The organism is Mesorhizobium sp. M1006, from assembly GCF_040318825.1.
In the GTDB taxonomy this organism is placed as follows: Bacteria; Pseudomonadota; Alphaproteobacteria; order Rhizobiales; family Rhizobiaceae; genus Mesorhizobium.
On sequence record NZ_JAMYMZ010000006.1, the window covers coordinates 133,901 to 158,426 of the forward strand.

General features: G+C 60.6%; 21 protein-coding genes and 1 pseudogene. 9 read left to right on the top strand and 13 right to left on the bottom strand.

What is annotated here, in order from left to right; all coding sequences use genetic code 11:
* Positions 1-8: 8 nt before the first annotated feature.
* Positions 9-3,095 (bottom strand): formate dehydrogenase-N subunit alpha, encoded by a 3,087-nt coding sequence (gene fdnG, locus NKH60_RS07855; protein WP_352871728.1) that lies wholly within the window; start codon positions 3,093-3,095, stop codon positions 9-11.
* 479 nt (positions 3,096-3,574) lie between these two features.
* Between fdnG and selD the strand changes: the two genes are divergently transcribed.
* Positions 3,575-4,651 (top strand): selenide, water dikinase SelD, encoded by a 1,077-nt coding sequence (gene selD / locus NKH60_RS07860; RefSeq protein ID WP_352871730.1) that lies wholly within the window; start codon positions 3,575-3,577, stop codon positions 4,649-4,651.
* A gap of 221 nt (positions 4,652-4,872) precedes the next feature.
* Here the strand turns inward: selD and NKH60_RS07865 are convergent, their stop codons facing one another.
* The 7 genes from NKH60_RS07865 to NKH60_RS07895 form a co-directional block, all read right to left on the bottom strand.
* On the bottom strand, positions 4,873-5,577 hold the full coding sequence (locus NKH60_RS07865; RefSeq protein WP_352871895.1) for a GntR family transcriptional regulator: 705 nt from the start codon (positions 5,575-5,577) through the stop codon (positions 4,873-4,875).
* A gap of 102 nt (positions 5,578-5,679) precedes the next feature.
* A complete protein-coding gene (locus NKH60_RS07870; RefSeq protein WP_352618539.1) occupies positions 5,680-6,420 on the bottom strand; it encodes an aspartate/glutamate racemase family protein in 741 nt (246 codons plus the stop codon).
* Between the two features lie 8 nt (positions 6,421-6,428).
* Positions 6,429-7,151 carry an ABC transporter ATP-binding protein gene (locus NKH60_RS07875; protein WP_352503769.1) on the bottom strand — a complete coding sequence of 241 codons (723 nt, stop codon included), beginning with the start codon at positions 7,149-7,151 and terminating at the stop codon, positions 6,429-6,431.
* Between the two features lie 2 nt (positions 7,152-7,153).
* Entirely contained in the window at positions 7,154-7,933 is a 780-nt protein-coding gene (locus tag NKH60_RS07880; RefSeq protein WP_352474568.1) for an ABC transporter ATP-binding protein, read from the bottom strand.
* 4 nt (positions 7,934-7,937) lie between these two features.
* On the bottom strand, positions 7,938-8,912 hold the full coding sequence (locus NKH60_RS07885; protein ID WP_352503770.1) for a branched-chain amino acid ABC transporter permease: 975 nt from the start codon (positions 8,910-8,912) through the stop codon (positions 7,938-7,940).
* A gap of 5 nt (positions 8,913-8,917) precedes the next feature.
* Positions 8,918-9,784: a branched-chain amino acid ABC transporter permease gene (locus NKH60_RS07890; protein WP_352452194.1), complete on the bottom strand. Its 867-nt coding sequence runs from the start codon at positions 9,782-9,784 to the stop codon at positions 8,918-8,920.
* A gap of 78 nt (positions 9,785-9,862) precedes the next feature.
* Complete coding sequence (locus NKH60_RS07895; RefSeq protein WP_352474565.1) at positions 9,863-11,065, bottom strand: ABC transporter substrate-binding protein; 1,203 nt, start codon at positions 11,063-11,065, stop codon at positions 9,863-9,865.
* Between the two features lie 656 nt (positions 11,066-11,721).
* On the opposite strand from NKH60_RS07895, the gene NKH60_RS07900 reads away from it, so the two are divergent.
* The 6 genes and pseudogenes from NKH60_RS07900 (at position 11,722) to NKH60_RS07925 (ending at position 15,614) form a co-directional block, all read left to right on the top strand.
* A complete protein-coding gene (locus NKH60_RS07900; RefSeq protein ID WP_352503771.1) occupies positions 11,722-12,003 on the top strand; it encodes a VanZ family protein in 282 nt (93 codons plus the stop codon).
* Between the two features lie 1,303 nt (positions 12,004-13,306).
* A pseudogene (locus NKH60_RS07905) lies at positions 13,307-13,558 on the top strand (Tn3 family transposase); the annotation flags it as partial.
* A gap of 246 nt (positions 13,559-13,804) precedes the next feature.
* On the top strand, positions 13,805-14,056 hold the full coding sequence (locus NKH60_RS07910; RefSeq protein ID WP_352474563.1) for a type II toxin-antitoxin system Phd/YefM family antitoxin: 252 nt from the start codon (positions 13,805-13,807) through the stop codon (positions 14,054-14,056).
* Entirely contained in the window at positions 14,049-14,444 is a 396-nt protein-coding gene (locus NKH60_RS07915) for a hypothetical protein (protein WP_352871736.1), read from the top strand. Before NKH60_RS07910 ends, NKH60_RS07915 begins: the two co-directional genes overlap by 8 nt.
* Positions 14,445-14,937: 493 nt before the next feature.
* Positions 14,938-15,366, top strand: coding sequence for a putative toxin-antitoxin system toxin component, PIN family (locus NKH60_RS07920; protein WP_352871738.1), 429 nt, complete (start codon positions 14,938-14,940; stop codon positions 15,364-15,366).
* Positions 15,363-15,614: a toxin-antitoxin system HicB family antitoxin gene (locus NKH60_RS07925; RefSeq protein ID WP_352453310.1), complete on the top strand. Its 252-nt coding sequence runs from the start codon at positions 15,363-15,365 to the stop codon at positions 15,612-15,614. The genes NKH60_RS07920 and NKH60_RS07925 overlap by 4 nt, the downstream gene beginning before the upstream one ends.
* Here the strand turns inward: NKH60_RS07925 and NKH60_RS35120 are convergent.
* From NKH60_RS35120 to NKH60_RS07945, 5 genes are all read right to left on the bottom strand, one after another.
* Positions 15,589-16,104, bottom strand: a complete 516-nt coding sequence (locus tag NKH60_RS35120) for a Y4oE-related protein (RefSeq protein WP_502893832.1) — start codon at positions 16,102-16,104, stop codon at positions 15,589-15,591. The two genes, NKH60_RS07925 and NKH60_RS35120, sit on opposite strands and share 26 nt — an antisense overlap.
* Positions 16,105-16,953: 849 nt before the next feature.
* On the bottom strand, positions 16,954-18,039 hold the full coding sequence (locus tag NKH60_RS07930) for an MBL fold metallo-hydrolase (RefSeq protein ID WP_352686504.1): 1,086 nt from the start codon (positions 18,037-18,039) through the stop codon (positions 16,954-16,956).
* Positions 18,027-18,617 (bottom strand): hypothetical protein, encoded by a 591-nt coding sequence (locus tag NKH60_RS07935; protein ID WP_352822512.1) that lies wholly within the window; start codon positions 18,615-18,617, stop codon positions 18,027-18,029. The genes NKH60_RS07930 and NKH60_RS07935 overlap by 13 nt, the downstream gene beginning before the upstream one ends.
* Positions 18,617-19,066, bottom strand: a complete 450-nt coding sequence (locus tag NKH60_RS07940) for a (2Fe-2S)-binding protein (protein WP_352542524.1) — start codon at positions 19,064-19,066, stop codon at positions 18,617-18,619. The genes NKH60_RS07935 and NKH60_RS07940 overlap by 1 nt, the downstream gene beginning before the upstream one ends.
* A gap of 13 nt (positions 19,067-19,079) precedes the next feature.
* Positions 19,080-21,308, bottom strand: a complete 2,229-nt coding sequence (locus tag NKH60_RS07945; protein WP_352871742.1) for a xanthine dehydrogenase family protein molybdopterin-binding subunit — start codon at positions 21,306-21,308, stop codon at positions 19,080-19,082.
* A 184-nt stretch (positions 21,309-21,492) separates the two neighbouring features.
* Here NKH60_RS07945 and NKH60_RS07950 point away from each other — a divergent pair, with 184 nt between their 5' ends.
* Positions 21,493-22,374 carry a LysR family transcriptional regulator gene (locus tag NKH60_RS07950; protein ID WP_352871744.1) on the top strand — a complete coding sequence of 294 codons (882 nt, stop codon included), beginning with the start codon at positions 21,493-21,495 and terminating at the stop codon, positions 22,372-22,374.
* Positions 22,375-23,044: 670 nt separating this feature from the next.
* Positions 23,045-24,364 (top strand): DUF2130 domain-containing protein, encoded by a 1,320-nt coding sequence (locus NKH60_RS07955; protein ID WP_352473193.1) that lies wholly within the window; start codon positions 23,045-23,047, stop codon positions 24,362-24,364.
* The last annotated feature ends 162 nt before the right edge of the window (positions 24,365-24,526 follow it).

Consider the following 24,526-nt stretch of genomic DNA (forward strand, 5'->3'; position numbering starts at 1 on the left):
TACTCCCCCTACGCTACCGGCCCGGCGATGGGCTCGATATTGACAAGGAACGCCTTGTATTCCGGCGTCTCGATGTTGGCGTCACCGACAAAGGGGGTGAGCATGTTCGGGCCAAAGCCTTTCTTCGCCGCTCCCGTGAAGCCCCAGTGCAATGGTATTCCGACGATGTGGACGGTCTTGCCATCGCAGGTGAGCGGCCTGATCCGCTTGGTCACCATGGCCTTCGCCACAACGGAACCGCGCTTCGACCAGACGCGCACCCAGCCGCCTTTGGTGATGCCCTTCTCGGCCGCAAGCTGTTCCGAAATTTCCACGAAAAACTCCGGCTGCATCACCGCATTGGTGATGACGTGCTTGGTCCAGAAGTGGAAATGCTCGGTCAGTCGGTAGGAGGTCGCCGCGTAGGGGAACTCCTGCGAAGCCGATTCGGCGAACTGGGCCATATCGCCTTCGAACACCCGCGCTGCGGGGTTGCCGCGAACTTTGGGAGCTATCGGGTTCGCGATGGGCGACTCGAATGGCTCGTAATGCGCAGGGAATGGTCCGTCGCGCATCATGCCCCGGGTGAAGAGGCGCGAGACGCCTTCCGGATTCATGATGAACGGGCCTACTTGATCGGGCTTTGCCGTTGGCAAGATGTCGGGGACATCGTAGCCCGACCATTTCGTGCCGTCCCATTCAATCACCTTGCGGCTTGGATCCCAAGGCTTTCCGGTGAGGTCAGCCGACGCCCTGTTGTAGAGAATGCGGCGGTTGGCGGGCCATGAGAACGCCCATTTGGAATAGGCGCCGGTTTCGTCAGGATCGGTGGTGTCCCGCCTGGCCATGTTGTTGCCGTTTTCGTTGAAGCAGCCGGAATAGATCCAGCAGCCGCAGGAGGTGGAGCCGTCGTCGCGCAGCGCGGCGAAGCCCGGCAAGAGCTTTCCGGCCTCGGCCAGCACCTTTGTCGGGTCGGCCGTGTCGGTTACCCTGGCGAGCGCCCTGCCATTGATCTCCTGGGCAAGCTCCTCGGCCTTCGGATCGCCGGGATCGGCATAAGGCCAATTGAGCTTGACGATCGGATCCGCGAAGGCGCCGCCTTCCTTGGTGTAGAGCTCCTTCAGGCGCAGATAGAGCTGCGCCATGATCCAGGTATCGCGTTTGGCCTCGCCGGGGGGCGTGCCGCCGGCCCAATGCCACTGCAGCCAGCGCCCCGAATTGACCAGCGAGCCGTCGTCCTCGGCGAAGCAGGTGGAGGGAAGCTGGTAGACTTCCGTCTGAATCTGCGACGGATCGACATCGTTATACGGCCCGTGGTTCTCCCAGAACCGGCCCGTCTCCGTGTCCAACGGATCCATGATGACGAGGTATTTGAGCTTCGAGAGGGACTCGATCACCTTCTTCTTGTTCGGAGCTGCCTGTAGCGGGTTGAAGCCCTGGCAGAAATAGCCGTTCATCTTGCCCTGGTGCATCAGCTCGAAAGCCCGCAGCAGATCGTAGCCCGGCAGGTCGAGCTTCGGCAGGTAGTCGTAGGCGAAGCCGTTCTCCGGCGTTGCCTCGTTGCCCCACATTGACTTTTGGAAGCTTACGAAGAACTTCCTGTAGTTCTGCCAGTAGCTCATCTGGTTCGGCCGGAGCGGCTTGAAGCCCCGGGTCGACATGTAGGCTGCCAGATCGACCTCCTTCTCAGTCGGCAGCGTCAGATAACCGGGCAGCAGGTTCGACATCAGCCCGAGGTCGGTCAGCCCCTGGATGTTGGAGTGACCGCGAAGCGCGTTCATGCCGCCGCCGCGTATACCAATATTGCCGAGAACAAGCTGCAGCATCGCCATGGCGCGGATGTTCTGCGAGCCCTTCGAGTGCTGGGTCCAGCCGAGCGCGTACATCGAGGTCATCGCCTTGGTCGGAGACGACGTCTCGGCGACCATCGCGGCCACCTTCAGGAACCGGTCCTTCGGTGTGCCGCAGATGCGCTCGACCATCTCCGGCGTGTAGACCGCGACATGCTTCTTGAGCAGATTCCAGACGCAGCGGGGATTGGCCAATGTCGCGTCGACAACGGCAAAGCCGTCCGTGCCTATGTCATAGTCCCAACTGGACTTGTCATAGTCTCGCTTCGCCTCGTTATAGCCGGAGAAGAGGCCGTCCTGATAGGTGAAGCCCTCCTTGACGACATACGTCGCGTTGGTGAAGGCCTTCAGATAGTCCCATTGCACCTTATCGTTCTGGATGCAGTAGTTCATCAGCCCGAGCAGGAAGGCGATGTCCGTTCCCTGGCGGATCGGCGCGTAAAGATCCGACACCGAAGCCGAGCGCGTAAAGCGCGGGTCGATGACGATGAGCTTGGCGCCGCGGTTGGCCTTCGCCTCTGTGACCCATTTGAAGCCGCAAGGATGCGCTTCCGCGGCATTGCCGCCCATGATGACGACGAGATCCGTGTTCTTGATGTCGGTCCAGGAATTGGTCATTGCGCCGCGGCCGAATGTTGGGGCGAGACTCGCCACCGTCGGGCCGTGTCAGACACGTGCCTGGTTGTCGAACACCAGCATGCCCGCGCTGCGGACCACCTTGTAGGTCGCGAACGCGGTTTCATTGGTCGAAGCCGAGGCGGCGAGGAAGCCGGTGGTGATCCACCGGTTGACCGTCACGCCGTCATTGTTCGTCGCGACGAAGTTCTTGTCGCGATCGTCCTTCATCAGGCGGGCGATGCGGCCGAGCGCGTCTTCCCAGCTTATCGGCTCGAACTTGTCCGAGCCCGGTTTGCGGATCATCGGATGTTGCAGACGGGTCGGCGACTTGACAAATCCGAGCAGGGCCGACCCTTTGGGGCACAAGGTGCCGCGATTGGTCGGATGATCAGCGTCACCCTCGATATGGGTTATCTCGGCCGGCTCGCCCTTTCTGAGATCGCCCTTCGAATACAAGATTATGCCGCAAGCCACCGAGCAGTATGGACAGGTGTTGCGTGTTTCGGTGGTGTTCGCGAGCTTGAAGGGCCGTATAGCCGCCGCGTGTGCGGCCTCGCTATCGCCGAAGCCGAGGGCTCCAAGCGTAGTACCGGCGAGACCCGCGCCTGCTGTTTGCAGGAACGCGCGTCGAGAAAGATCGATGTTCATGGGTTCCTCCCGAAGCCGGTGCCCCACAAGGCAACTCGAACCAACGGTCTAATCCGAGTAACTAGTCTCGGACCAAATAAAATCAATGCCAAAGAACCAGGTGCGTACGGTGCAGCAAAAGTGCCCCTCCGAACCGCCTTCCTGCAACAGGTTTGTGCCCGCAAATCGGCATTGTGTATTATTGTTGAATATTCTCGTCATCTTTTCGTGACCGCGACTGCGATTGACGAAAACGAACGCATTACCGTACAGTAAAGCGTGGTGATGAAACAGCTCCCGCGGGTCGGGGCGCCTTTCGATCGATACCCAATGACGGCGATGCCTCGCACGCCGGATACGGTGCTTGCCTTTCCCAACTTAACGAAATCCGCTGAGAGCAAGCGTGCTCCAAACGCGCCGTGCGTTGGCGCGATCGTATTTTCCATTCCGGTTGACCTTGATCCCTACCAAAGGGTGCCAGCAGAGGAGGCTCGACGACCATGGCAATCGCCCTCTCGCCCGAAATAGCCGATGCGCCCGTTGTGCGCCTGACCAGCCTCGCCCATGGCGGCGGTTGCGGCTGTAAGCTGGCACCGTCAGTGCTGCAGCAGCTTCTCGCTAATCCGGCGGCTGCCAGTCCCTATCATCAGCTTCTCGTTGGCACGGAGACCGGCGACGATGCGGCAGTCTGGCAACTCGACGGCGCGATTTGCGTCATTGCGACCACCGACTTCTTCATGCCTATGGTAGATGACCCCTACGATTTCGGCCGGATTGCCGCAACCAACGCCCTGTCCGATATCTATGCGATGGGTGGCCGGCCGATCATGGCGCTGGCGATCCTCGGGATGCCTCTCGACAAGATCCCGACGCTCATGGTCCGCGAAATCCTGAAAGGTGGCGAAGCTGTCTGCGCCGACGCCGGAATCCCGGTTGCAGGTGGCCACTCGATCGACTCGCCGGAGCCGATTTATGGCCTCGCAGTCATCGGCACATGCCGACCCGGAGATATCCGACGCAATTCTGACGCCAAGCCGGGTGACGCCTTGATCCTGACGAAAGGGCTCGGCGTCGGCATCTATTCCGCCGCCATCAAGAAGCAGGCGCTTTCCGAGAGCGGCTATCGCGAAATGATCGCCTCCACCACCCTTCTCAACCGGATCGGATCGGAGCTGGCGCAAGACGCGAGCGTCCACGCCGTCACCGACGTGACCGGATTTGGCTTGCTCGGACATGCCCTCGAGATGGCACGCGGTTCCGGGTGCGCGCTGATAATTTGCAGCCACGACGTGCCGCTGTTTTCCGAAGCTGCCTCGCTCGCAGTCGACGGCCACGTTACCGGCGCATCGCGGCGCAACTGGGCGAGCTATGGCGACGCGGTAAGCTTACCTCCCGGCATGCCCGAGTGGCGACGCCATCTTCTCACGGATCCACAGACTTCGGGCGGGTTGCTGGTTGCTTGCGAAACCGACCGCGCAGCGGCGCTCGTCCAGAGGATCGTCGCGGACGGCTATCCTTTGGCTCGCATCATCGGCCATGCCAGACCCGGCGCGCCGACAATAGTAGTAGAGGCCTGAACGGCCGCTCCGCTTCCCCGCCAGATGACGGCGCGCGCCCTCCAGTCCTCGGCACTCCACCTCCTGCCACCACTGGATCGGGAGGCCAAGACGCCGCCTAGCTTTGAGAGCCACTTACGCGCGAGCTTCGTGGCCGGTGTCGGTTGCGGGTGATCCGATATTCGTCCAGCTCGCGACGACATCTGCAATGCGAAGCTTGGCGAAGAGTTTGACAGCGCAGATCAGCGCAAGATGTCCGACAGGCTCTCGGGCTTCTTCTCGCCAAGCGACAGATCAAGGCCCGACAGAAGTTCGACGAGGTGGCTTTGCATCAGGTCGGACGCGTTTTGTGCGTCGTGCTTTTCGATGGCGTCGACGAGGGCGTGATGGGCGTGGCTTTCGCAGGTGGTGTCGCGGCGGCGCCAGTAGAGCGCGATGATCAGCGACGACCGCGACAGCAGGTCTTTGACGAAACCGGTCAGGATAGAATGGCCGGCGATTTCGGCGATGCCGACATGGAATTTTGCCGACAGCATGATGGCGTCGCTGTCGCGGCCGGCCTGCAGGGCCTCGTGCTCTTTTTCGAGATGAAGCCGCAGTTGCGCGATCTCGGCCGGCTTTGCCACTTCGGCGGCAAGCGCGGCGACCTTGGGCTCGATCAGCGCCCGCGCTTCGAACACCTCGCGCGCTTCCTGCTTGGTCGGCTGGGCGACGAACGCGCCGCGGTTCGGCTCGAGCCGAGCCAAGCGGTCATGCGACAGCGCCTGCAGCGCCGCGCGTATCACCGCGCGGCTCACCGAATAGATCGAGGCGAGTTCGTCCTCGGGTAGTTTTGTGCCCGGTGCGAGGCGGTGGCTGACGATGGCGTCGCGCAGGCCGGCATAGACCGGAAACCAGCGCATCGTCGGCTTGTCGCCATCCCGTGGCTTTGGCCCAAGCAGGTCCATCGTCTCATTGTCCCGGCGGCCGGATCGCTTAGCGGCGCGAACACCGCGTTTCCGGCCGGACATCGAACATCCTGTGTGGGAATGTCAACAATTTTGCACGCATCAGGATACACGGCCGGAGGGCGAAAAGGACGCAAAGATTCCGGCGAAGGATTTTTCGAGTGGAACCTGGTAGCCGCCGCGCTTTGAGGTCGACAGGCCAAGGCCGACGAGGCTCTCACAGAGTTTTACTGCGCAGGCGACGCCGTCGAGCACGGGAAGCCTATGTTCGCGGCTAAGCGCGGCGGCGAGGTCGGCCATGCCGGCGCATCCCAGCACAATCGCTTCGGCCCGGTCGTCGCGGATGGCGCGCTCGATCTCCTCCGAAATTCGATGGCGGGCGTTGGAGCCGGGCACTTCGAGCTCCAGAACGGGAACGTCGCTGGCCCGCACCCTGGCGCAGCGGCTGGCGAGGCCGTACCGCACCAGATTGTGCTCGATCGCCGGCACCGAACGCGACAGTGTCGTCACCACGCTGAACTTGCCGGCAATCAAGCTCGCCATGTGAAACGCCGCTTCGCCGATACCGACCACCGGCATCTCGCCGACGCAGCGTACTGCGTCGAGGCCGGTGTCGTCGAAGCAGGCGATGACGCAGGCGCTCGCCGCCGGATGTTTTTGGATCTCGCCGATCATTCCCGGGATGGCGAAGACCTCGTCGAAATAGCCTTCGACGCTCGGCGGCCCGTCCTTCGGATTGACGGCGATGATCCTGGTGCCGGCCGAAGCCGCGCGGCGCGCCGCCTCGCCGATCTTTTCGGTCATGGACGCGGTGGTGTTGGGATTGACGACGAGTACGTCCATTTGCGCTTTCATATTTCGCCGCCGAGATAGAGTTTCTTGACCCGGTCGTCGCCAAGCAGCTCAGCCGAATGTCCGGCCAGCGCGATCTTTCCGGTCGTCAGTGCGTAGGCACGCTGCGAGATGCGCAGCGCCATGCGCGAATTCTGCTCGACCAGCAGCACGCTGACCTTTTCGTCGCGGTTGATCGCGACGATCGAGCGGGCGATGTCCTGAACGAGCTTCGGCGCGACGCCGAGCGAGGGTTCATCGAGCAGCAGAAGCTTCGGTTTGGCCATCAGCGCCCGCCCGATCACCAGCATCTGCTGTTCGCCGCCGCTCATCGTACCCGCCGTCTGGGAATAGCGTTCCTTCAGGCGCGGGAAGCGCCCGAGCACCATGTCCAGCGTCCTTGCGATTTCGGCCTTGTCGGTGCGGGTGAAGGCGCCCATCATCAGATTGTCGCGCACCGTCATGTAGGAAAAGACGCGCCGACCCTCAGGTACCATGGCGATGCCCATCCTGACCAGCTCGTCCGGGCGCGTTCCGTCGATGCGGTGGCCCTGGAAATGAATCTCGCCGCTGCGGACCTTCTTCAGGCCGGTGATGGCGCGCAGGATCGACGATTTGCCCGCGCCGTTCGCGCCGATCAGCGCTACCGTCTCGCCCTCGTTGACGCTCAGCGACACACCCTTCAGTGCATAGACATGGTCGTAGTAGAGTTCGACGTCCGAGACTTTCAGCAGTTCGCTCATGGCTAAAATCCGATCGTCTCATCTTCGGCGCCGAGATAGGCCTCGATGACCTTTTCGTTCTCCTGGATTTCCTTCGGCGTTCCCTCGGCGATTTTCACACCGAAGTTCAGGACGACGATGCGGTCGGAAATGTTCATGACGGCGGGCATATCGTGCTCGACCAGCAGGACCGTCACGCCGCGCTTTCGCACGCCGCGCACCATCTCCACCGCGCGCACGGTTTCGTCATGGTTCATGCCGGCGAAGGGCTCGTCGAGCAGAAGCACGGTCGGGTTCGTGGCGAGCCCGATGGCAATCCCGAGCGCGCGCAGATGGCCGTGCGGCAGCGTGCTGGCGATCTCATGCCGTTGCGCGCCGAGACCCAGGAAGTCGATGATCTCGTCGGCCGAGCGGCCGAATTCATCCTCGTCGCGCCGTGCGGTATTCGTGCCGAGATAGAAGCCGGCAAGGCTGGCATTGGAACGCAGGTGATGCGCGATTATGACATTGTCGCGCACCGTCATGCCCTTGAAGATCGTCGTCTCCTGGAACGTGCGCACCACGCCCTTCCGGGCGACGATATGCGGCGCCAGGCCTGAAATCCGCTCTCCCCGGAACAGCACTTCGCCCGAGGTCGGATTGAGGAAAGAGGAAATCAGCTTGAACAGCGTCGACTTGCCGGCGCCGTTGGGGCCGATGACGGAAAGGATCTCGCGTTCGCGGACCGCGAAGGAAACATTGTTGACCGCGACCAGCCCGCCGAAGCGTTTGGTCACTGCCTTGATCTGGAGAAGCTCAGTCATGGTCCTAGCCCTGCTTCTTGCCGAACAGCCTGAGGCTGAGCAGGCCGTTGGGAAGGAACAGCATCAGCGCGATCAGCACCGAAGAGAAGATCAGCAACTGGAACTCGCCGGTCTCGAACAGGAAATCCCAGCCGAAATAGAGCACGAAGGTGCCGATCATCGGCCCGAAGACGTGGCCGAGCCCGCCGAGGAAGCAGTTCAGCATGAAGTTCACCGAGTCGGTGACGGTGAAGCTCGACGGATAGATCGATTGCGAGATGGCGACGAACATCGCACCGCCGAGACCGCCGAGGAATGAGGAGATGGCATAGGCGATGACGCGCAAATAGGCGATGTTGACGCCGATCGAGGAGGCCAGTTCCTCGTTCTGCTGCAACGACTGGCAGAGTTTGCCGATGCGCGAATGGACAAGGCGGTAAAGCCCGGCAAAGCACAGCACCATCAGCGCAACCGAGACGAGATAGAAGGCGGGACGCGGATTGGCGAGCGTCGCGAAATCCGGAAGGATGCTCAGCCCGAAGATCGAGATGCCGCCGGGGAGCGGAATGCTGACCATGCCCTTGGCTCCGTTGGTGATCGGCAGTGCCAGCGCGAGCAGCCGCGCCACTTCGGTCAAAACCAGCGTGACCATGGCGAAATAGACGCCGCGAAGCCTGAGGATGGGCAGCCCGATCAGCACGCTTGCAGCGGCGCAGAACAGCCCAGCCAGCGGCAGTGTCAGCCAGAACGACACACCATGCTGGACGACAAGGATGGCCGAAACATAGCCGCCCATAAGCGCGAAGGCGCCCTGGCCGATATTGATGCGGCCGATGTAGAAAGTCACCCACACCCCGGCGCTGGCGATGCTGAGCAGCGCGACCGAAGTCAGCGTGTAGTAGAGGTCGAGCCGACCGGTCGCCTCGATCAGCCAGGGCACGCCGATGAGTACGACCAGCAGGAAGACAGCGACGCCGAGGATGTTGCGTGTACGCTTCATGTCGATCACCCCCACGGCTTGCCCATGAGCCCGTTCGGGCGGATGCTCAGGAACACCATCAGCGCGGCGAAGATGACGAGATAAGTGACGTCGCCATATTGGCGTAGCACCGTCAGGCCGACCGATTCCATCATGCCGAGGATGAAGCCGCCGGCGATCGCTCCGCTGACCACGCCGGCCCCGCCGATCATCACCATCAAGAACGCCTTGATCGAGATCGGGCCGCCGATGCCCGAATTGACGCCAGTGATGGCGACCAGCAGCCCGCCGACTATGCCGGCAAGCATGGCGCCGAGCGCAAAGCCGATCATCGAATAGCGGTCGACCTCGACGCCCATAAGCTGCGCCGCGACCCGGTCCTGCGCCAGCGCCCGCATGGCGCGTCCCGGCTTGCTGTACTGCATGAAAAGCACGAAGGAGGCGATGAACAGTATGGCGAGTGCGCCGACCAGCAGCCGGTCGTAAGGCATTATGAGGCTGTCGGAGACGAAGACGCCGTTGACGATCTTCGGCACGCCGCGCTGCTTTTCACCGAACAGGAGGAGGATCACGGCGTCGAGGAAGAATGCGACCGCCGCCGCGAGAAGCATCGTACTTTCCTCCCGCACGCTTCGCTTGATCACCGTTCTGAAAAGGAATTTCTCGACCAGCGCTCCAATAACCAGCAGCGTGATCCCGGACGCAACGAGCGCGACGACGAAAGGCATGCCGAGCTGGCCATAGACGGTGTAGGTGATGAAGCCGCCGAGAACGTACATCTGCCCATGGGCAAAGTTAAGCACGTTCATCAGCGCGAAGATCAGGGTCAGACCGAGCGCGATCAAGGCGTATTGCGCGCCAAGATAGAGCCCGTTGGCGATGACTTGTTCCATCAGGATGGTTCCCCGGCCATTCAGAGGCTCAAGACGAATGCACGAGCCTCTGCGGCAATCCGCTTCAGTGCAGTTGCGTCAATCGACTTGAGCGACGAAGAGCGTCTCGAACTTGCCGTCGCGGTATTCCGTGACCACCATCGGGACCGAAAGCTGGCGCTTCTGGCCAAACGACGTCATTCCGACATAGGTCAGCTTGGCATCGCCCTTCAGATAGGGATTGGGCGCCGAGAAAGTGTCGATCGTCTTCTTGAACTCCTCGACATTGTCGATCGCGGCCGGGTTCGCCTTCAGCGTCTCGATGATGTATTCGAGCGCGTAGACCTTGGTGTTGGATTCGTCATTGTATTCACCGAACATTTTCGTATAGCGGTCGACGAACTCCTTCATCATGTCGGACGCGATTTCGGGCGTCGATGCGCCGCCGACTGAGATGAAGCCGTTGGCCAACTCACCCGCGCCCTCTTCCAGCACCTTGGCATCCTGCGCCGTTTCGGTGGAGATCAGACCTTCGTAGCCGAGCTCGCGCGCGGCGCGGATCAGCAGCGGCGCATTGCCGGGCGCGACACCCGAAAGCACCAGCAGGTCCGGTTTTTGCAGAACGATCGGCGTCAGTACCGGTGTGAAATCGCGGGTATCGTTTTGGTAGACGTCCGTGGCAGCCACAACCTCAAGTCCGAGCGCCTTTGCCGCGGCAACACCGCCATCCCGCTGGCTCAGCGGATCGGATTCGTTGGCGGCGACAAAGGCAACTTTTCTCACGCCCCTGTTTTCCATGAGATATTTGTAGATCGCCGGAGCTGACTGGTAGTTGGCGATCATGCCGAGCACAGCGTTGGACGCCGGTGGGGTGTAGAGTTCCTTCGGGAATGCGTAGGGAAAATAGATGATGCCCTTGGATTCTGCCACGGGACGCACCGCCGCCGCGCCATCGTCAACATTCGGACCGACGACATAGTGGATGCCCTCCTGGGCCATCTTCTCCATGCCGGCGATCGCCCGCTTGGGGTCCTTCTGATCGTCGAAGGTGACGATTTTGATGTCATAGGTCTCGTCACCAATCTTCACACCGCCGGTTTCGTTGATCCAGGCGGCGCGCGTCTGCATCGAGCGGACGTTGGATGTGCCCCACGCAGCGGCCGCGCCACTCGTCACGCCGACAAAGCCGATCTTGAGTTCCTTGTTGGCGGCGTGCACCGTGATTGTGCCGCCGGCCATGATTGCCAGCGCAGAGACGGTGCCGAGCGCGGCGAATGTGATTATTGAACGTCTATTGATCATTGTTCTTTCCCCTTTGGAGGCCGCGCATTGTTGCGACAGAACTCGACCGATACGCGGAGTTTTGTGAGTGAGGGCTCAAATCTATTATCTGTCAACAAAACTTTTACAGATTGTTGACAATCTTGTGCGATCGTAGATGAAGGACGCGGTCCGCAGCATCGCGGCTTCCCTTCCAGAATCACGTTCCGTTCGCTCTGGCTAATATAAGCTTTGTGCCTAGTATTGACTGGGTGCGTAAAGTTGCAGTACCGGCGCCGGCCGTCCCGAGTTCATTCCGCCGATGATGCCCACACGGTCGCCAACGAGAGCAGCTCTCGGGCTCCCGCGACGAACTTCGCAAATGGTGCAGACGGCGCGTGCCGAAAATGCTGGAGCATGACCGGCTCAGCTCTCGGGTAGTTGGCGCCCGCCCTGATCCTGCCGCATTGAACGCGGAAGGCCAGCTAATGGCTTTTGCCTAGCCCTCCCGCGGCAGTGGACTCTGTTCCGATGTGCCGCTACGTGCGGACGGCTATGTTCGAAGTACCGGCCTGTAACGTCGGAAAAGGAGTGACCCCATTTTTTTGCGTGCAAGATCTTTTCCCATCGCAGCAAGGACTGCTTTTCTGGTCACACTGGCCGGTGTCCTCGTGCTCGCACTCTCACCGGAGTGGCTTTTGCAGAATTTTGGCTTCGGCTTCACCTCTCATGATGACAAGCTCAATCACGCCGCAGCTTTCGTCGTGTTGACGGCTATCGGCAGTCTCGGTTGGCCAGAGCACAGGGCAAGACTGACCATTTTTCTTGCTCTTACCGGCGCCGCGATCGAGATCCTCCAGGGCATGCAAATGATAGGCCGCGACATGGATATGTTCGACTGGTTTGCCGATTGTGTCGGCGTCGCTTGCGGGCTCGCAATTGCAAGCTGGACAAAGAAATTAGTCAGCGGATTCTCCTAGTTCACGACCCGTCAAGCTGGGCTAATCGGCCGCGTGAAGCATATGCGCGGCGAAGAGGATTTACGTCACGCTTCGCTGCAGGACTTCAGAGAGCATTGAGTAAGGCCGCAGCGATCACTGAGACTATCATCCGCAAGCCGATCTGCGCATAGCAGCCGAGGGGAGTTATGGCCTTCTCTTTTTCATCAGAGCGCGGACTTTAACAATCATCGCTGCATTAGACCTCAATTGAGAGGCATGTATTTTGCGCATATATCTGTCGGCGATCACCTTGTAACGAAGGGACAATCGCACCACGCGGTCGTACGTTGCGTCTTCTCCCGCGCACAATTGCTGCGCTTTTCTTGCTAAGGTACTCGGGGCGCCAGGCTGGACCGCTAGTTTTGCGGCCCACCCCAAATTACATCTGATTAGCGCGCTCTGTTCGGCCTTGATCATTGGATCGACTGCGGACCTAGCCTGAGAACTAAGAACCGCAGATGCGACCAGAACCGCGATAAAAAGCCGCTTCACAGTTGCCCTCAAACGCTGCATAGGCAGCCCAGTGATTAAACATTGGCTCCAAGTTTATAGCGCGCCGCCCGTTATGCGCAGCCGCCCACTCCGTTATTTTCGCCCCTGTTTCTGCCGGAAATATGTGATGACTTTGGAGACCGTCGCCATCACAACCAGAACTCCGAATAGAATAAGAATCGGAAAATCGGTAGATTGCCGACAAGGTTCGTCATCTGGCGCTCAGTACGACAGGGCGGCCGCGGAATTCATCGTGGTTAGCAGCGCGGAAGTGGAAAGACCGAGTAACTTCATACGCAGGTTTTTGGGAATATCGGCCTGCACCGGTCGGGCCGAGCCCGCGGTGCCGCATTTACTCGCAGCTATGGCGTACCTGATCAGCCACCATGCCCGCGGGACCCAACATAGCCTCGTTGAGCCCGGTGTAGCCATCTGTTTTGTCAACCTCGTTTATAGTGGTGACGGCCGCGGGCTAATGGAGCCGATCGCTGACAATGCCACGGATTCGGGGCGCGCTCTCAACCGGCGCGTGGAAGTGAAAGCCGTGAAATAGGGCGAACGCGAGCAGATTCGGCCATGCGCTGCAGGTATTATAGCCCCGGCTGCCGTGCACTGAACGATAGCCATGGATGATGAGCTTCCGGAGGAATATCCGCTTGTTCGGCAATAGCAGAAGTTGTGTCTATGGTTAATCGGTCCTGAGGCTCATCTACATCGCTGCCAGCGCACGTCACGGCGGTCAGCCGCTCCGATACGATCGATGGCTGGCGCGACCGGCGCGGCGACGGCGGCGTTCCGCGCCTCCGGCCTCAACCTCATCGTTAGCGCGATCGTGCATTGGAATACGGTCTATATCGAACGGGCCGTCACCCACTTGCGCAAAATGCACCGCGAGATCCCGGATCATCCGCTCAAGCACGTCTCGCCGCTGAGCTGGGAACACATCAATCTGACCGGCATCTATACCTGGGATACAGAACATCAGATGCGTGAAAGCTTCCGGTCGCTCAGACTTCCGGCTCGGTTACGCCACGCCGCATGACGTTCATGCTCCGTTCAACCTCGTGTCGCTGGGAACTGTTCTTGCTCCGACCCCAGGCTGGGAGGCATGGAAGGATTGGGACGGCCACACGTTCCAGACCAACCGCGCCGCACTCAGCAATGAACGGACAATGCCGCTCTTTCGAGCGGGTCGATGCTGATAGGAAAGGTGGCGCGTGGGCGCCACCATTCTTGCTTTTTCTTACGTGAATTACCTATTATAGGTACTTTAAAAGGAAGTACGGCGATGAAGCAATTCACATTCTCCGACATGAATCGCGTGTCAGGCGAAATCCTCGAAACGGCATTGATCGAGCCGGTGGCCCTGACCAAGCGCGGCAAGGAAAAGCTCGTCATCCTGTCCGCTGCTCAGTACCACCAGCTCGTCGGCCAGCCGCATTCGGTCGCCTATACGATCGAGGACGCACCGGATGATGTCCACAATGAACTCATGACAGGACTGGATGCCATAATTTCCGGCGACACGCCCGATGCTTAAAGCTGGCGATCTGCTCCGATATTATTACCTATGGGCGCGGGAAGCAGACGCCGGCGAGGAATCCGGACGCAAGGCGAGGCCGGTTTGCATCGTTGTCCGGACGCTAGCAACGCCCGCACCCTTGTTTCTCTTTCCGCTGACTTCGCAAAAACCCGACCGGTCGCGCCCGCATCTCGCCATCAGCGAAATCGAATGCCGCCGCGGCGGCCTCGACTATCCGTCATGGCTGATCCTGGACGAATTTAACCGGGTGCCGGTCGATGAAGCCTATGATCTGGTGACGACGACGCCGATCGGCGCGTTCAGCCCCGCATTTGTCCGCAAAATTGCTGGCGTGATCAAAGAGACGGCGGCGCAGCGTCGATTGCGCGGCATCGTTCGCAAATAGCCGGACTGATTTCTTGGCGGGCCTCCGGTCCTTACCCGCATCGAACGGGCCAGCACCGGAGCGCGGGGCGCCCCTACGCCCTCTCCTCGCGCCCCACCCTCCCCTTCTGACGGTGTTTTCTCAAGAGGTGGACATTGTTGTCGTTGGCCGCCTGCAATTCCTCGAAATGCTCCCGAGCAGCCCGCCGACCCAACAAACGGGCGATCGACAGGACGGCTCGTTCAACCATATCTCGTGCCGACATGTCAGCCCTGTAATCGTGACTTGCGCTGTCGTTCCCAGGTTTGGCCTCGTCCACCATGGCATGCCCGCTCTTCTGTATAGATCGAGGGCATTGAGCGGCGTGATGATCGGCAAGACAAGTTCAGTTGCCGCGCGGCCGTAGTGTGGCGTGCAAATACTTGCGCGCTGCGATTTGGGATCCCGAAGCCGGGCCAAATTACCAAAAGCTCGGTCCTCTTGCAATATCGCACGCGATATCCAATATGCCTGCATGAGACTGCTTGTCGATACGGCGACCATGGTGGCGGCGATCCGAAGTGACGCTGGTGCCTCGCGCCAACTGTTGGTGGCGGCTTTGGAACGCCGGCTGACGCTCATTGCTTCGGTGCCGGTGATGATCGAGTACGAGGCGGTCATGACGAGGCCCGAGCACCTTGAGGCTTCCGGCCTGTCGGCTGAGGATGTGAACGCGTTGCTAGATGCCGTGGCGTCCGTCGCCGAGCCGGTTCGCCTTCTCTTTCTCTGGCGGCCCGCCGTGCGCGACCCTGACGACGACATGGTGCTGGAAGCGGCGGTAAACGGACGGGCGGATGCTATAGTGACGTTCAACCTACGCGACTTCGGCAAGCCGGCCGAGCGCTTCGGTATCATGGTCCTGTCGCCAAGTGAGGCGCTGAGAGGATTGGAGAAAAAGACATGAGAAGAAGCAATTTCGCACTGCGACTTCAGCTCTCGCTTCTGGATGAGGCGCGCAAGGTGGCGGAGAGCGAAGGCGTGCCGCTCAACCAGTTCATTAACGTGGCAGTCGCTGAAAAGCTTTCGGCGCTGCGCACGGAAAGTTACTTTCAGGAACGCGCCGCCCGTGCCGACATCCCCAAGGCGCTGGACATCCTGAAACGGGCCGGCAAAGGGAAGGCGCCGATCAAGGGCGACGAATTGCCGGAGTAATGTACCCCGAGGGGTAGAGCGGTACCGCTCGTACCGGAGTTTGCCTGCGTCCCAAGCGTCCGCCGTGCCGGAAACTTCCGGTCAAGGCTGGCGCGGCACGCGCCACAGCGATGCGGCTCTGGCCTTGACGGGCTGACTTCGGTCCGGCGTTCTCTCGACAAGCAGGCAGTTCCCTCGTCGAACATGATTTCCCTATCGGGAAAAGCCTGGACGAACCTTCTCCGACTCTGCTCCCACTTCGGCAAAGATAGGCGAATACCCGAAACCAGAACCGGTACTCCCGTATCCGCCCGTAGCAATACGCCGACACCGCGCACCAGGCGATTGCGGTTGCGGCTGTCTTTCCCCACAGGGCAGTCGCTGCCTCTGCAGCTTCAGGCACGGTCCGTTTCTGCACGGCGGCATCGCGGTTGAAGGCATCCAACAGATTGGGATCGCTCACCGCCCGATGGTGAGATGCCGCAAGAGGGCTCTGCGCTGGCAATTCCATGGCGGTTGAAGGGTGACGTGAGGCAGACGCTTCACTGCAAGCTGAGGGGTTCTCGGCTGAAGCCGGAAGTTGGGTTGGACGGGATCTTAATATCGCGCCTCCATTTTTCAGCCGCGGAAACAGCAGCCAGCCCGCCGCCTCAGGATCTTAGGACACTGCTCGCCGTGAAAAGAACTGTTCCGGCATGTTCTGCCGGGCGATGCGCACCAGATCGCTAAGCGCCGAGCGGATTTGCGGCCAGGGGAACTCGGAGCATTCCCCCCAGGCCTTACCCTCGTGCAACACGGCCTCAAGCTTGCCCGCCACGCCGGCGACAGTCGTGGCAGGCGTCGTTGAGAACGCTTCCAGCAGATCCTTCGCCCGGTCGCCAGCCTCGCACTCGGCCTTGAGCGCGGCGGTGTCCGCTCCAAGCGGCCGACATCCTTTGCCCGCAGCTCAAGCGCCGGCAAATCTCCGCCGCCAGCCTCGCGCCGAAAGACTGTGTGAGATATCCGGGCTAGATATGCGCCACATTGATGCGCGCCTGCCTTGGGTGACTCCGAAGGCTGTGACAATCCACTTTGGTCTGCTACGTCGGTCCAGCATAGCTGCAGAAACGACTTCATGTCCAAGTTCACGCAGCTTGCGCGCGAAAGGCGTGATCTCACAGCCTCCATGCCAGCCGCCCGCCACGATAACAACGTTCGCCATCCGTCAACTCCTCGTCAATGCCCTGCCGTGGGGCACGTCAAGCCCTGCCGCCGTGCAATTGCGAAGGCTTTTGCTGTGGATAGGTTCTGACGTTCGACCATTGCCAATACCTGCTCAGGTTCGCAGGCCGTGAAGGTTGAATCCACAAACAGTATTGCGTTACAGCCCGGAGATATCCGGCTTGCCCTGGACGACGAATGTTTCGAGCATCGCCCAGCAATTGTCGCGCAGGTAGGTTTCGGTCCCGGCGAGCCTGTCGCGCCATTTCGTTAGCAGCCCATCATGCATCTGGGAGACCAGGGCCTGCTCATAGCCCTGATGAAGGTCCCAGGCTGTTTTGCCACTGCGCCCTGGCGGATGCTGCTTCAGGAAGGCGGGAAAGGACAGGCTCGCGTAGGCCTGTTCCGCCGCCTCGACGAGGTCCTTCACCAGTTCGACCTGGGTCTCGACATCCGCGCGGTTTCCAGGACGACTGACGTGGCCGGCGACCAGCGTCTCGAAGTCGTAGGCAAGAACAGTGCGGTGTGCTTCGACGAAGCCGGGAATATCGACGGCGACGCCGAGATTCTTATAGGGCATCCAGCCGGGATAAACGACGTCGATGAACATCAGGGTCTTCTGGCGTGGCGCGAAGATGAAGATGTTGTCGATCGAATGGTTGATGCCCTTGTAGGCCAGTTCGAGGCGTTGGTTTCCCTGCTCAAGGGTATAGGTCGTTTCGAAGGTTACAGTTGGAGCCGGGCGCCGCTGGTCCTTCCGCGATGAGAGCAGTTCGGCTGTCCGGGCGTGGGCGACGATCGTAACGTCCTTTGCAAACAGATGCGCGCCGGCGATATGGTCGACATGTTCGTGGCTGTAGACCAGATGCGTCACCGGCTTGTCCGTGACGTCCGCGATAGCCCTAAAGTAGTTTTCCCCAAGGCTGGGTGGCGCATCGCAAGCGATCACCCCGGTCGAAGAGACAAGAAACATGGTGCTGTAGGCACCATCTGTAACCCAATAAACCCCATCGCCAATCTGCTGGACAAGGTAGCCTTTGCCAGGGTCGACCACAGGTCCCGCACCAGGCGTCGTAGTCGTGCTGCTGGCCGCAAGGGCGGGATGAATGCCGCACCCGCACAACCCGGCCCGGGCGGCTGTCGCACCGGCCACATATTGCAGGAAGTGGCGGCGACCTCGGTCGGCGGCGTCTTTGTTCAGTGTGTTGCGATCCGGCAGATCCTCAGGCTTGGCTATTTCGGACACTCAGCTCCGCTCCTCATCCAGGTTTCGGCATCCATCACGAATTCCTCATAGGGGATCGGCGGGGTCGTTCGTGCTTGCCCGGTCCGATCGGTACCTGGTGACCAGGCCCATCTCACAAGCGCCGATCTGAGATGGTTGATGACCTGATCGCCAGTGCGGTTTCCGTTGTGCCGCGGGTCTTTCAAATGTTCGCAGAGCTCATTTGTCGAAAGGCCGTCCCAGCCCATGCTGAGTGGCGCGAGGCGCCAGTTCTCGTCGGCGCCGGGGACGCCGCTGGCCGCATTGTTCGATTTTCCATGACAGGATGAACATGGCAGGCCCGCCGCACCATGATCCGCGGGTCCACGCGCCACACGAAACAGATGTCGATGCCGGTCGTCGCCCTGGCGCGGATAGTCAGTCAATGTGTGGCAATTCTGGCAACGCGGGCTTGTCATGACGCGGGCGACCGTCGCGAAGGCGTCGGCTGAGGCCGTACTGCTGCCGTTCGTTTGCGACCACAGCGGCTGCACGAACGCCGAGACGGCGGCAATCGTCACGCCGACGAGCGCTCCCAGCGCAAGCCGATGGCCAGTCATCACGCATCACCCGCAGCGCGATGCACCGCGGCGCGGATGCGGGCATAGGTGCCGCAGCGGCACAGATTGGTGATTGCCGCATCGATGTCTTCATCCGTCGGATGCGGCTTGTCGTTGATCAGCGCGGCGGCGGCCATGATCATGCCGGACTGGCAATAGCCGCATTGGGGAACCTGCTCTGCGATCCAGGCCTGCTGCAAGGGATGCGAGCGGTTATCCGAAAGTCCCTCGATCGTCGTGACATGTTTGTCCTCAGCTTCACCGAGCGAAAAGGAACAGGAGCGCACGGGCTGGCCATCGACATGCACTGTACAGGCGCCGCAGGCAGCGATGCCGCAACCGAATTTAGTGCCCGTCAGGCCGAGGTGATCGCGCAATGCCCAAAGCAGCGGCATGTCCGGCTCGGCGTCGACCGTGACCGCGCGACCATTGACGGAAAATCGTGTCATTGCGTTGCTCCCGTCAGATCCGCTGGTAGCCGCTGCGCGAAATCGGCAGGGCTCGGATGCGCTCGCCTGTTGCGGCGAACACGGCGTTGCAGAAAGCGGCGTGCGTCGGCACGGGACCAATCTCCCCGACACCTGTCGGCTTGGCGCCGCTCTCGACGAACCGAGTCGTGATGACAGGCGTCTCGGACACGTGCAGCGGGTCAAACTGATCGAAATTCGTCTGCTCGATCTCGCCGTCTGCGAAGGTTACCTCGGTGCGCAGGCCGGAAAGTCCCCAGACCACGCCGCCCTCGATGTTGGATTTGGCAATGCCTGGGTCGAGGGTCTGGCCGATATCGACGGCGCTCCAGACATGGTGACACTTGATGGTCTTGTCCTTGACGGAGAGTTCGACGACTTGCGCGATATAGCCGCCGAATGCTTTGGCGAGCGCCAGACCGCGGAATCGCCCCGCCGGTAATGCAGCCTGCCAGCCGCACAGCGCGCCGACAGCGTTCAGCACCGCGACCGCGCGGGGATCGGAAGCGGCAAGTCTCAGCCGATACGAAAGCGGGTCGGCATTGGCGCGGTGCGCCAACTCGTCGATGACGCTTTCCAGAACGAAATTGTTCGGTCCGTGGCCGGTCGTGCGCCAGACGGAAACCGAGAGCGGCGTGTCGACGCGATGTTGTTCGACCGCATAGTTCGCAATGGCGTAAGGCGTCTCAGTCAGGCCCTCGACGGCCATGCCATCGTATGCCGCCGGCGGCATGATCGGCCGCGCCCAGTCGCCCTGTGCCTTGATGACACCGCGCGGGAATATGTAGAGCATGTGGGACGGCGAGACGACACGATGCGTCATCGCCGCCGGCAACCCGTCATTGCCGAGAGACGCCTTCACCGCATGGACCATTGGCGGCCGGTAGGCGTCGTAGCGGAAATCCTCTTCCCGACTCCAGATGACCTTGACCGGGCGGCCGGCGGCCTTTGCAACCAGGATCGCGATCTTCGCGAAATCCGCGAGCAGCCGCCGCCCAAAGCCGCCGCCCAGCAACGTTCTGTGGATGATGATCTGGTCGTCGGCGAGACCCAGCATCTGCTTGGCGACAGCGTGGGTGATCTCGACGCCCTGTGTCGGGATCCACAACTCGCACCGATCGTCCGTCACATGGGCCGTGCAGTTCATCGGCTCCATCGTCGCGTGCGCCTGCACCGGGATTTCGAAGATAGCCTCCAGCGGGCTGTCGGCAGCCGCCAGAACGGCAGAAGCGTCGCCCGCTTTGACTTTCGTGTCGAACGACGCGGATTTCAGCAGCGCGCTATATTCGGCCCTTTGGCCACTGGTTGAATATCCGGCGAGTGGACCCGGCTTGAACGTAAGCTCTGCGCCATCGAGAGCCCGCTCCGCCGTCCAGTAGTCATTGGCAACGACAGCGAGGCCGGACGGAATTTCGACGACGGCAAGCACACCGCGCTCAGCCTTGATCGCCGTTGGGTCGAAGGCCGCCAGCGATCCCCCTTGCGAAGGAGCGCGGCGGATGGCGGCCACCGCCATGCCGGGCACCTTCACGTCGATGCCGAAAATCGCCGAGCCATCGACTTTCGAGGGTATGTCGACGCGTGGCTGCGGCTTGCCGATCAGTTCCAAGCTGCTTGTCGGCCTGAGCTGAGGATCCTTTGGGATATCGAGCCTCGCCGCGTCAGCGGCAACCGAACCAAAACTCACCACCCGGTCAGTCGGATCATGATGGATGCGGCCCTGGTCGACGCGAAGGCTCGCAGCGGCAACCCCCAGACGCGTCGCGGCCGCACCGACGAGCATCTCGCGTGCGGCGGCGCCAACGGTGCGCATGATCGGGAAGAAGGTCGAGATCGATTCGCTGTTGCCGGTGAACATCCATTGATATTGCGGGTGCCGGTATGCGGGATCGAAATCGGCCCATTCAAGCGCGACGCGCGACCAGTCGGCGCCGAGTTCGTCGGCGAGCACCAAAGGAAGGGTGGTTTGGATGCCCTGTCCCATTTCCGACTGGGAGAGCATGATCGTCACCATGTCGTCTGGATCGATGCGCAGCCAGGCATTGATGAATTTGTCGGGGAGTGAAGATGCGGCCCGCGCTTTGACGGTGACCTGCGCCGACAAGAGCAGAGCGCCGGTCGCGACCAGCAATTGCCTTCGATCCAGCGATCCGACCTTGGTCGGTGCGCCCAGTGGACTGTCCATCAAGTTCAGCGATCCCTTCTTGCGACCGGCCACTGCCACGACCGAACCTCTCGCCTTCGATCATAGGATGAGTCATTATTCGTTCAACTGAAATCGCTCGATATATGATATGAACAATTCGGATATCATGGCCGAACAGGATGGCTGGTGCAGCAAGTAGGAGATGCAGTTGACTAGCAAAGCCAACACCGATCAGCAGAAACTGCGCCGGCTCGACTTCACCATGCTGACGATCTTTCGGGATCTCGTTCGATTGCAAAAGACAACGCTTGTTGCGGCTACGCTGGGTGTCAGCCAGTCTGCCGTCAGCCATGCGCTGGCTCGGCTACGGGAACTCTTCGACGATCCCCTGTTCGTCAGGCGCCCGAACGGTCTGGAACCGACACAGCGTGCCTCACAGCTTCTCCCACAAGTCGAAGTCATTCTTCGACTTGCCCAGGATGCACTCAAGGTTCCCACGCACTTCGACCCCGAAACATCCACGCGCTCGTTCCGGCTCGCCGGCAACGACCTTGTCGGCGCCGTGATTGCCCCGCCGCTGATAAGGACGTTGCGTGCCGAGGCACCTGGATGCCGGGTGGCGTTTCAATTCGCTGTCGGAACCGAAAGCCTGAACGCCCTGCGCACCAACGAAATGGAGATGGCGATCGGGCGCGTCTGGGATCTGCCCGACGAGTTCCGGGCCGTGCCAGTCTTCGAAGAAGACTTTGTCGTTGTTGTCAGGAAAGACCATCCGCTCGCTCACGACGCGGCGATGTCGCTCGAAGAATACCTATCGCTCGATCACATCCTCGTCTCATTCAGGGGTGGATTTCATGGGATGGTCGATCAGGCTCTGAAGAAGCGCCGGCTGCGGCGCCGGGTTGTCGCCAGCGTCCCGATGTTCATGACGGCCATGGGCGTTGTGGCGAGCGGCGATCTCTCTTCAACGGTCCCGGCCCGGCTCGCCGCCAAATACGCCGATCAGTTCGGGCTTGCGGTCCTTGAAACGCCACTCGCCATTGATCCGTTTACGTTCAGCCTTGTGCGGCATGCACGATCGACGTCGGACGTTGGCCTGGATTGGTTGTCGGCAAGGATAATCGAGAGCGCCTGCCCGCCCTGACCCAAAAAGGAATAAAAGAAACCATGGCCTTGTTCGGGATTTGACGCACACCGTACTCTTGGTCACGCTGGACCGATGACAAGGGGCGTGCTGCTGGACCTCGCAGGCGTCAACCATGGTGGTAAGACCGCTATACCAGGCGGGGTCGACGCCGTCGCGCAGTGGCGGCAGTCCGGTTTGGCCGACGCATAGTAAGCAATGCCACGCGCTCTGTTGGTTTGTCTACGCTATTATAGCCGTGCAGTACGAAACTACAACAACTTGAACATGTTAGAGACAGCGCAATCGTACAAAGACCGGCATTGGGAAGCAACAGTAAAGGTCGCCTGACAAACTCCTAATTTGTAGGTCACAGGTTCGATTCCTGTGGGATCACCACTCAGTCACAGCAAATATGGCCCAAGCTAAATTAGAGCAAGGCTAGGCGATTCCGTTACCGGCCATCCTGGTCGGTGATCCATTAGCTTTCAAAGCAGCCATCAGCATAGGCCCGACCGAAAACTCCCGGGCCCTCGCCTTCTCAGTCAGCACGCGCAGATACATCGCCGATCACATGGACTTCATGGAGCCGCAGAAAAATGGTTCACTTTTTGTTCTTTTCCGAAAACGCGTGGCGAGATATATAGTCCGGCGTGTCCTTTAACTGATTCCTCAGGGAGGCAGCGCGCAGATGACCGTCCAGCCCATCAATACCATGCTGCAGGGGGACAGGATTCTCAATGAACCGATAATCAGCTGCCCAAGCTGCAAGACGGAAATCAAGCTCAATGAGTCGCTCGCGGCCCCTTTGATTGCCGCCACGCGTGAAGAATACGAAATGCGCCTGGCGCAGAGCAAGGCATCGATGGCTGCCAGAGAAGAGGAGCTCAAGCGCCAGCAGGCCGAGATCGTCGCCGCCAAAGAGGACATCGCCAACCAGGTGGCTGGGCAAATCAAGCTTGAGCGTGCCGGAATCGCGGTCGAGGAAGCCCGCAAGGCAAAATTGCTGCTTTCGGTAGACCTGGAGGACAAGGATAAGAAGCTTGCCGAGCTGGAGGCGACGTTGAAGGCGCGCGACGAAAAGCTCACCGAGGCCCAGCAGCAACAGGCGGAATTCCTGAAAAAGCAGCGTGCGCTTGACGACGAAAGCCGGGAGATGGCGCTGACCATCGAAAGGAAGATCCAGGAGGGGCTGGACGCCGTTCGCGTCAAGGCGAGGTCGGAAGCGGAAGACGGGCTCAAAATGAAGGTCGCGGAAAAGGAAGAACAGATCGCAGGCATGCAGCGTCAGATTGAGGAGCTGAAGCGCCGTGCGGAACAGGGTTCCCAGCAGCTGCAGGGTGAAGTTCTGGAGCTTCAGCTGGAAGCCCTCATTGCCGGCCGGTTCCCAATGGACGTCATTGAACCGGTTGCCAAGGGTGAGTTCGGCGGAGATGTCCTGCACCGCGTCGTCGGACCGGCCGGCCAGCCATGCGGCGCCATTTTGTGGGAATCGAAACGCACCAAGAACTGGAGCCAGGGTTGGTTGGGGAAGCTCAGGGCTGATCAGCGGGCCGCAAAGGCGGACATTGCGCTTATGATCTCGGAAGCTCTGCCTGCCGGTGTGGAAACCTTCGATCTTCTGGACGGGGTCTATGTCGCCCATCCCAAATGCGCGATGCCGATCGCAATCATGCTGCGACAATCACTCATCGAGCTGGCGAACTCCCGCCTCGCCCAGGACGGCCAAGCCACCAAAATGGAGCAGGTCTATGGCTATCTGACCGGTCCGCGGTTCCGCCATCGCGTCGAGGCCATCGTCGAAAAGTTCTCTGATATGCAGGAGGACCTGGCCAAGGAACGCAAGGCCACAACACGCCTGTGGGCCAAGCGGGAGGCTCAAATACAAGGCGTAATCGAGTCGACCGCGGGGATGTACGGCGACTTGCAAGGCATCGCTGGAAAGGTGATGCAAGAAATTGACGGCTTGGAGGTCCTGGCCATTGAAACATCTCCGCCCGGTGCCGAATAGGCAATCGGTATGCAGCTCAACAGGAAAACGATTGGCAATCTGGAGCGGCTTCCCCAGACATACCCATCGGACTCCTCGGATAGGGTAAGCAAGAAGCCCGCCCACCCGAGGCAATCGTCGTGCCTAGCCGACGGCCTCTTATCTAAGGTCTTGACTCGTTAA